Source organism: Microbacterium sp. (assembly GCF_039812165.1).
In the GTDB taxonomy this organism is placed as follows: domain Bacteria; phylum Actinomycetota; class Actinomycetes; order Actinomycetales; family Microbacteriaceae; genus Microbacterium.
Genome location: NZ_JBDIAB010000139.1, coordinates 1 through 8,102, shown reverse-complemented (window position 1 = coordinate 8,102; position 8,102 = coordinate 1). Strand labels below are relative to the sequence as shown.

Genomic DNA, 8,102 nt, shown 5'->3' with positions numbered 1-8,102 from the left:
CTCGCACCGCGGCGGCCAGCTCGGCGCGCCACGCGTCGTCGTCGAGCCACTCGGCCACGAGCGGCGCCGACTGCACCGCCGACTGCAGGATCAGCAGCAGCATCGCCGCGGCCCGCGCCGGGTCGACGGCACGGACGAACCCCGCCCGCTGCCCCGCGGCGACGTGTGCGGCCAACGCCGCGTGCACGACGCGCTGACTCGTGCCGAGGCGCTCCAGCACGTAGCGCGCGAACAGCTCCGGATCGCTGTCGCGCAGCCGCTCGACCACCGGCAGCGTGCGCACCCGATCGGCCGCGCCGACCAGCGCGCCGACCAGCTCGTCGAGGGTCGCGGCATCCGTCGCCGGCGGCAGCGCCGCCACGACCTCACGCGTCACGAGCCCCGCGAACAGCGTCTGCGCGTCGGGCCAGTACCGATACACGGTCTGGCGCGAGACGCCGCTGCGTCGCGCGATGTCGGCCATGGTCGTGCGTCGGATGCCGTGCTCCACCGTCTCGGCGAGCGCGGCGTCGAGGATGGCCGCGGCCGTGGGCTCGAGCGGCGGCGGCGCGAACGCCCCGGTCGCCGACGGCTCGCCCTCGGAAGGTGACGACTCGGCGCCCCGCGGCCCGTGCGCAGACGGCCGGTCGGCGGGCTTCATGGACACCATGTGACAAAAGTACAGCACGTGTCATACTGTCGCCATGGCTACGCCCTCCGACCCACGCCCACTGCTCCCCTGGGACGCGTGGGCTCCCGGCGCCCACCTGCCGCCCGGGGCGAAGGCCATCGCCGCCGCGCTCCTGAAGGGCACACCGCACCCGATCCCCCGCCGCGACGAGCACGACGCGGTCCTGACGCCCTCGCGCCTCGACGCGGCCGACCTCGACGCGCTGGCCGCGATCGTCGGCGCGGACCACGTGGGCGTGACGGATGCCGCGCGCATTGGCCACCTCGGCGGCAAGAGCACGCCCGACCTGCTGGCCCGCCGGCGCGCCGAGGTGCAGCCCGCGCCCGACGCCGTGGTCGCGCCGTCGGGCCACGACGACGTCCTCGCCGTGCTCCGCACGTGCGACGCCCGCGGCATAGCCGTCGTGCCGTTCGGCGGCGGCACGAGCGTCGTGGGCGGGCTCGTGCCCGAGGCCGGCGCGCACCGCGCCGTCGTCGCCCTCGACCTCGCGCGCACCGCGGCGCTGCGCGACCTCGACGAGCGGTCGCAGCTGGCGACCTTCGGCGCCGGCACCACGGGGCCGCAGGCCGAGGAGCTGCTCGCCGCGCACGGCCTCACGCTCGGCCACTTCCCGCAGAGCTTCGAGCACGCCACGATCGGCGGCTTCGCCGCGACCCGCTCGAGCGGCCAGGCCTCGCGCGGCTACGGGCGGTTCGACGACCTCGTGCACGCGATCCGCGTCGCGACGCCGGCCGGCGACCTCGCCCTCGGCATCGCGCCGGCGAGCGCCGCGGGTCCCGACCTCCGCGCCCTGTTCCTCGGCTCCGAGGGAGCCCTCGGCGTCATCACCGAGGTCACCGTGCGCGTCCGGCCGGTCCCCGTGCACACCGCGTACGGGGCGTGGACGTTCCCCGACTTCACCGCCGGCGCCGAGGCGATCCGCGAGCTCACGCAGAGCGGCATCCGCCCCACCGTGCTGCGGCTCAGCGACGAGACCGAGACCAAGGTCAACGCCGCGCTCGGCGCGCACCTGCTGCGCCTGCGCGGCTGCCTCGCCGTCGCCACGTTCGAGGCGGCGACCGCCGCGGAGGCCGAACGCGTGCGACGTGCGACCGACGACGTCTTCCGCGCCCACGGCGCCAAGTCGCGCGGCGAGGATCCCGCCCGCTCGTGGGAGCGCGGACGCTTCGCCGCCCCCGCGATGCGCGACGCGCTGCTCGACATCGGCGTCCTCGCCGAGACGCTCGAGACCGCCGCGACGTGGAGCCGCCTCGCCGCCGTCAAGGCCGCCGTCGCCGAGGCGCTCACGGCGACGCTCGGCGCCCAGGGCACGCCCGCCGTCGTGATGTGTCACGTCTCGCACGTCTACCCGACCGGCGCGTCGCTCTACTTCACCGTCGTCGCCGCGCTCACCGACGACCCCGTGACGCAATGGCGCGAGGCGAAGGATGCCGCGACCCGCGCGATCGTCGCCGCCCACGGCACGATCACCCACCACCACGCCGTCGGCCGCGACCACCGCGACCACCTCGAGGCGGAGATCGGCCCCCTCGGCATCGCGGTGCTGCGCGCCGCCAAGGACACGCTCGACCCGCACGGCATCATGAACCCGGGAGCCCTCATCCCTCCCGGGAAGGCCTGAGCCCGTGGACGTCGCGCTCCTCGCGAACCCCGCCGCCCGTTCCGGCGTGCACCGGCACGCGGCGAGTCGCGCCGCCGAGCGACTGCGCGCCCACGGCATCCGCACCACGATCGTCTCCGGCGGCAGCGCCGCCGAGTCCACCGAGCTGCTGCGCGCCGCCGTCGACCTCGGCGCCGACGCGGTGCTCGTCGCCGGCGGCGACGGCACGGCGAACCTCGCGATCCAGCAGCTGGCGGGCACCGGCATCCCGCTCGGGATCGTCCCGGTCGGCACCGGCAACGACCTCGCGACGACCGTCGGGCTCGCCGAGCTCGACGCCGAGAAGGCGGCGGATGCCGTGATCGCCGGGGCCACGCGGCGGATCGACCTCGGCCGCGTCACGCGCGCCGACGGCTCGACCGCGTACTTCGGGACGGTGCTGGCGAGCGGCTTCGACTCGCTCGTCAACGACCGCGCCAACGCGATGCGCTGGCCGCGCGGCTCGTCGCGCTACACGATCGCGCTCCTCGCCGAGTTCGTGCGGCTCCACGGCATCCCGTACGAGGTCGTGCTGGAGCACGCCGACGGCGCCGTCGAGGAGGTCGCCGGCGACCTCGTCATGGCGACGGTCGGGAACGGGCGCACGTACGGCGGCGGCATCCCCATCTGCCCCGACGCCGACCCGGCCGACGGGCTGCTCGACGTCACGCTCGTGCGCCCGGCGGGGCGCCTGCGGCTGCTGCGGCTCCTCCCCCGCGTGTACCGCGGCGCGCACGCGTCGGCCGCCGAGGTCGCCATGGCCCGCGTGACCGGCGTGCGGCTCTCGTCGCCCGGCGTCACCGCCTACGCCGACGGCGACCCGATCGGGGCGCTGCCGCTGCGGGTCGACGTCGCACCGCACGCGCTCACCCTCTTCGCCCCCGCGTCAGCGTGACGCCTCTCCCTCGCTCTCCCTCTCCTCCGACCGCGAGAGTGCAACGGTGCACCGAGAGTGCACGCCCAGACCGCTGTATCGGTGCACCGATGCCTTCTCGCGGGAAGAGCGGGAGGGAGGGGAGGAGCGGTGGCGGGGAGGACGAGGCTAGTGGGTGGCCTGCACCGCGCGCAGGCGGGCGAGCACGTGGTCGCGCAGCTCCTCGGGCGCGGCCTCGCGGCACGACCGGGCGAGCACCTCGGTCAGCGTGCGCGCGACGAGCAGCTCGTCGCGGCAGGAGGGGCATCCGTCCAGGTGCTCCCGGATGTCGTCGTACGCCGTCTTGCAGAACTCGTTGCGCAAGTACTCCTCGAGTTCGCTGCGCGCCTTGTCACAGCCGCAATCGCTCATCTCACGCTCCTCGGGGCGGGCACACCGATGCCGCGCTCGCTCGCATAGTCGGCGAGGAGCTCGCGCAGCATGCGCCTGCCGCGATGCAGGCGGCTCATCACCGTGCCGATGGGGGTCTTCATGATGTCCGCGATCTCCTGATACGCGAAGCCCTCGACGTCCGCGAGATAGACCGCGAGGCGGAAGTCCTCGGGGATCTGCTGGAGGGCGTCCTTGACGACGGATGCCGGCATCCGATCGATCGCCTCCGCCTCGGCCGAGCGGGAGCTCGTCGCGGTCGCCGACTCGGCGCCGCCGAGCTGCCAGTCCTCGAGGTCGTCGATCGCACCCTGATAGGGCTCGCGCTGCTTCTTGCGATACGTGTTGATGTACGTGTTCGTGAGGATGCGGTACAGCCACGCCTTCAGGTTCGTCCCCTGCGTGAAGGAGGACCACGACGCGAACGCCTTGACGAAGGTCTCCTGCACGAGGTCTGCCGCGTCGGCGGGGTTTCGCGTCATCCGCATCGCCGCCGCGTACAGCTGGTCCATGAACGGGAGGGCCTGCTCCTCGAACTGCGCGCGGGGGTCGGTCGTGGCCGCCTGATCATCCATCGTGCGCCAGTCTACGGGGGCGGGCTGTGCTGCTCCCCGGAGAGCGTCGAGCGTGGCGAACATGGTTTCCTCGGGTCGGCGTGTCGAGTTCGTTAGGGTAGAACCCGATGAGCAACCTCGGGTATTCCCCTGACCACGAAGCCACTGTGACGGCCTGGTCTGCCCCGGTCGCCGACGAGCCCGTCCACGCCACGGTCACCGTGCCCGGCTCGAAGTCGCTCACGAACCGCGAGCTCGTGCTCGCCGCGATCGCCGACGCGCCGAGCCGCCTGATCGCGCCGCTGCACTCCGACGACTCGAACCGCATGATCGAGGCCCTCACCGCGCTCGGCGTCGGCATCGAGCCGATGGACAGCGACGGCGAGTTCGGACCCGACCTGCACGTGACGCCGGCACCGCGCCTCACCGGCGACACGACGATCGACTGCGGCCAGGCCGGCACCGTCATGCGCTTCGTGACGCCGCTGACCGGCCTCGTGTCGGGCGAGGTGTTCGTCACCGCGCACGCGAGCGCGCTCCACCGGCCGATGGGCACCATGATCAAGGCGCTGCGCGAGGTCGGCGTCGACATCGACGACGGCGGCCATTGGGCGCTGCCGTTCACGGTGCGCGGGCACGGCCACATCCGCGGCGGCGAGGTCACGATCGACGCGAGCGCCTCGAGCCAGTTCGTCTCCGGACTCCTGCTGGCCGCGCCCCGCTTCGACGTGGGCCTGCACCTCGTCCACACCGGCGAGCGCCTCCCGAGCCTGCCGCACATCGACATGACGGTCGCCGCGCTCGCCCACCGCGGCGTGCACGTCGAGCATCCGAACCCGCGCGAGTGGCTCGTGCCGGCGGGCACCGTGCGCGGCAAGGACGTCGCGATCGAGCCCGACCTGTCGAACGCCGCCCCGTTCCTGGCGGCCGCGCTCGTCACCGGCGGCACCGTGTCGATCCCGGGCTGGCCCGCGCACTCCACGCAGCCGGGCGCCCTGCTGTCCGACATGCTCGCGGTGCTCGGCGCGCGCGTCTCGCGCCGCGGCGGCGTGCTCACCGCGACCGGCACCGGCGACATCGCCGGCGTCGACCTCGACCTCACCGCGGCGAGCGAGCTCACCCCCACCCTGTTCGCCCTCGCGGCCTTCGCCGACGCGCCCACCGTGCTGCACGGCATCGGCCACATCCGCGGCCACGAGACCGACCGCATCGCGGCGCTCGTCGGCAACCTCCGCGCGCTCGGCGGCGAGGCGCACGAGCTTGCCGACGGCATCCGGATCGTGCCCCGCCCGCTCACCGGCGGCCTGTGGCCGGCGCACCACGACCACCGCATCGCCACCGCGGGCGCGATCATCGGCCTGCGCGTGCCCGGCGTGCACGTGGACGACATCGGCACCACCGCGAAGACCATGCCGGAGTTCCCCGACCTGTGGGACGCCATGCTGCACGGAGACGGCGCCGCGTGATCGGGAGCGGCGCGCGGTGAGCTGGCTCGACGAGTCCGACGACGACGAGCCCGAGTTCGATGAGACGGACGTGCGCGTCCGCCCCAACCCGAAGGCCAACCGGCCCCGGACAAAGCGCCGCCCCGCGCACGCCGACGCCGAGATCGCGCGCGTGCTGGGGGTCGACCGCGGCCGGTACCCGGTGCTCGTCGACGAGGACGGCCCCGACGAGCGCACCGTGCTCGCCACGCGCGCCCGCGAGCTGCGCAAGCGCCCGATCGTCACCGGCGACCGCGTGCGCGTCGTCGGCGACACCTCCGGGGCCACGGGCACGCTCGCGCGCATCGTGGGCATCGAGGAGCGCACGTCGCTCCTGCGCCGCAGCGCCGACGACACCGACCAGGTCGAGCGGGTCGTCGTCGCCAACGCCGACCAGATGGTGATCGTGGTGGCCGCGGCCGATCCCGAGCCGCGGCCCCGGCTGGTCGACCGCTATCTCGTGGCGGCGTGGGATGCCGGCATCCATCCCCTCCTCGTCGTCACGAAGACCGACCTCGCCGATCCGGCGGCGTTCCTCGCGCACTTCGAGGGCCTGGACGACCTCGGGGTGCTCACGAGCGCGCGCGACGCGATGCCGGTCGAGGCGATCGGCGAGCGCCTCGCCGGGCACGTCACGGTCTTCGTGGGGCACTCCGGCGTCGGCAAGTCCACGCTCGTCAACGCGCTCGTCCCGACCGCCGCGCGGGCCACCGGGCACGTCAACGAGGTCACCGGACGCGGTCGCCATACCTCCAGCTCGACGGTCGCGCTGCGATACACGGGGCCGGCCGGCCGTGGCTGGGTCGTCGACACCCCCGGCGTGCGCTCGTTCGGGCTCGGGCACGTCGATCCGGCGAGCATCCTGGCGGCGTTCACCGACCTCGCCGCGATCGCCGAGGAGTGTCCGCGGGGCTGCACGCACCTGCCCGACGCCCCGGACTGCGCGATCGTCGAGGCCGTGGCCGAGGGCCGGCTCGGCGAGCGCGGCGCGGCGCGGCTCGACTCGCTGCAGCGCCTGCTCACGACGCTCGCCTGATCCGCGCCGGCACGGCCTGTTCGCGGCGTACCGTCGGAGATCCGCGGTTCCTCGGACACCGGGCGCGCGAACCATCCGAGGTCGTGCCGATCTCCGACGACATGCCGCGCTCCCGAGCCGTGCACGAACCCCGCCACCGACGGGATGCCACGGCCTAGGCTGGTCGCATGACACAGCTCGAACCCGGCTCGCTCGCGCCCGACTTCACCCTCGAGGACCAGGACGGCGCATCCGTCTCGCTGGAGGGCCTGCGCGGACAGCGCGTGGTGCTGTACTTCTACCCGGCCGCGATGACGCCCGGGTGCACGACCGAGGCGTGCGACTTCCGCGACAGCCTGTCGTCGCTGCAGGCCGCCGGCGTCACCGTCGTGGGCGTGTCGCGCGACGAGCCGGTGAAGCTGCGCGAGTTCCGCGAGCGCGACGGCCTCACGTTCACGCTGCTCAGCGATCCCGACCACAGCGTGCACGACGCCTACGGCGCATGGGGCGAGAAGATGAACTACGGCAAGAAGATCGAGGGCGTGCTGCGCTCGACGTTCGTGATCTCGCCGGAGGGGCGCATCGAGCACGCCCTGTACAACGTCAAGGCCACCGGGCACGTGGCCCGCGTGCGCAAGCTCCTCGGCCTCGACTGACCTGATCTCGAGCTGACCGCGCATCCAGGGCGGAAGGATCGATCCTGTCGCCCGGCGAGGGGGCTCTCCCCGACTACTGCTCGGTGGGACGGACGCGGCGCGCGGCGGCGCGGACGGCCGCGATGAGGAGCGGCAGCCCCACGAGCGCGGGAGCTGCGACCGCGAGCGCCGTGAGCGGATGCGCGACCTGGCCGGTGGCGGCACCGAGCGCGACGGCGAGGATCAGCAGCTGCGTCACGATGCCGCCGGAGCGCCCCCACGACACGCCCCGCGCGCACGCGAACGCGAACGCGAGGGCGAGGGCGGCGCCGAGCGCGGTCAGCACGATGAGCGCGACCGAACTGACGGCCGAATCGGTGTCGCCCGAGACGAGCGCCACGATCTGCCACGCGACGAGCACCAGGATGCCGACGCCCTCCAGCGCCAGGACGGCTCCGGAGAGTCGTTCGGCCACCGACGTGCGCATGTGAGACCGCCTCCCGATCGGTTCGAGCCGGCGTTCTCGGGCCGCATTCCTCCAAGGGAATGCTCAGCTACCGGTGGGGTCCGACCTCTTGATTCGTTTAACCAGGCTATGGGACGATTGACGAAGCCATGTGCTCCCACAGCGAAGTGGGGCGAGTAACCCGCTCGCACTCCCAGCAGGTCAGCGGACGCCCTTCGCGTCGCGGCCCGCTCAACTTCAGCGAATCAAGGAGCACCACACGATGGATTGGCGCGACAAAGCCGCCTGCCTGACAGTCGACCCCGAACTGTTCTTCCCGGTCGGGAACACCGGACC

The 8,102-nt window shown here is 73.7% G+C and carries 9 protein-coding genes and 1 pseudogene; 6 read left to right on the top strand and 4 right to left on the bottom strand.

Annotated elements, in window-relative coordinates:
• Positions 1-649: helix-turn-helix domain-containing protein (locus tag WML84_RS10850; protein ID WP_347346161.1), on the bottom strand; the 649-nt coding region annotated here is incomplete at its 3' end.
• Between the two features lie 34 nt (positions 650-683).
• Between WML84_RS10850 and WML84_RS10845 the strand changes: the two genes are divergently transcribed.
• On the top strand, positions 684-2,291 hold the full coding sequence (locus tag WML84_RS10845) for an FAD-binding oxidoreductase (RefSeq protein WP_347346160.1): 1,608 nt from the start codon (positions 684-686) through the stop codon (positions 2,289-2,291).
• A 4-nt stretch (positions 2,292-2,295) separates the two neighbouring features.
• Positions 2,296-3,204: a diacylglycerol kinase gene (locus WML84_RS10840; RefSeq protein WP_347346159.1), complete on the top strand. Its 909-nt coding sequence runs from the start codon at positions 2,296-2,298 to the stop codon at positions 3,202-3,204.
• 147 nt (positions 3,205-3,351) lie between these two features.
• Here the strand turns inward: WML84_RS10840 and WML84_RS10835 are convergent, their stop codons facing one another.
• Positions 3,352-3,594: a zf-HC2 domain-containing protein gene (locus tag WML84_RS10835; protein WP_347346158.1), complete on the bottom strand. Its 243-nt coding sequence runs from the start codon at positions 3,592-3,594 to the stop codon at positions 3,352-3,354.
• On the bottom strand, positions 3,591-4,187 hold the full coding sequence (locus WML84_RS10830; protein ID WP_347346157.1) for a sigma-70 family RNA polymerase sigma factor: 597 nt from the start codon (positions 4,185-4,187) through the stop codon (positions 3,591-3,593). The genes WML84_RS10835 and WML84_RS10830 overlap by 4 nt, the downstream gene beginning before the upstream one ends.
• 107 nt (positions 4,188-4,294) lie before the next feature.
• Between WML84_RS10830 and aroA the strand changes: the two genes are divergently transcribed.
• The 3 genes from aroA (at position 4,295) to bcp (ending at position 7,321) form a co-directional block, all read left to right on the top strand.
• Positions 4,295-5,632 carry a 3-phosphoshikimate 1-carboxyvinyltransferase gene (gene aroA, locus WML84_RS10825; protein WP_347346156.1) on the top strand — a complete coding sequence of 446 codons (1,338 nt, stop codon included), beginning with the start codon at positions 4,295-4,297 and terminating at the stop codon, positions 5,630-5,632.
• A gap of 16 nt (positions 5,633-5,648) precedes the next feature.
• Complete coding sequence (gene rsgA / locus WML84_RS10820; protein WP_347346155.1) at positions 5,649-6,686, top strand: ribosome small subunit-dependent GTPase A; 1,038 nt, start codon at positions 5,649-5,651, stop codon at positions 6,684-6,686.
• A gap of 167 nt (positions 6,687-6,853) precedes the next feature.
• Entirely contained in the window at positions 6,854-7,321 is a 468-nt protein-coding gene (gene bcp / locus WML84_RS10815) for a thioredoxin-dependent thiol peroxidase (protein WP_347346154.1), read from the top strand.
• A 73-nt stretch (positions 7,322-7,394) separates the two neighbouring features.
• Here the strand turns inward: bcp and WML84_RS10810 are convergent, their stop codons facing one another.
• A complete protein-coding gene (locus tag WML84_RS10810; RefSeq protein ID WP_347346153.1) occupies positions 7,395-7,787 on the bottom strand; it encodes a histidine kinase in 393 nt (130 codons plus the stop codon).
• Between the two features lie 241 nt (positions 7,788-8,028).
• Here WML84_RS10810 and WML84_RS10805 point away from each other — a divergent pair.
• Positions 8,029-8,102, top strand: a pseudogene (locus WML84_RS10805) (WhiB family transcriptional regulator); the annotation flags it as partial.

Excerpts from the sequence above, each read along its gene's own strand:
- WML84_RS10835 (WP_347346158.1), bottom strand. The coding sequence starts at position 3,594 with ATGAGCGATTGCGGCTGTGACAAGGCGCGCAGCGAACTCGAGGAGTAC.
- aroA (WP_347346156.1), top strand. The coding sequence starts at position 4,295 with ATGAGCAACCTCGGGTATTCCCCTGACCACGAAGCCACTGTGACGGCC.
- WML84_RS10830 (WP_347346157.1), bottom strand. The coding sequence starts at position 4,187 with ATGGATGATCAGGCGGCCACGACCGACCCCCGCGCGCAGTTCGAGGAG.
- WML84_RS10810 (WP_347346153.1), bottom strand. The coding sequence starts at position 7,787 with ATGCGCACGTCGGTGGCCGAACGACTCTCCGGAGCCGTCCTGGCGCTG.
- WML84_RS10845 (WP_347346160.1), top strand. The coding sequence starts at position 684 with ATGGCTACGCCCTCCGACCCACGCCCACTGCTCCCCTGGGACGCGTGG.
- bcp (WP_347346154.1), top strand. The coding sequence starts at position 6,854 with ATGACACAGCTCGAACCCGGCTCGCTCGCGCCCGACTTCACCCTCGAG.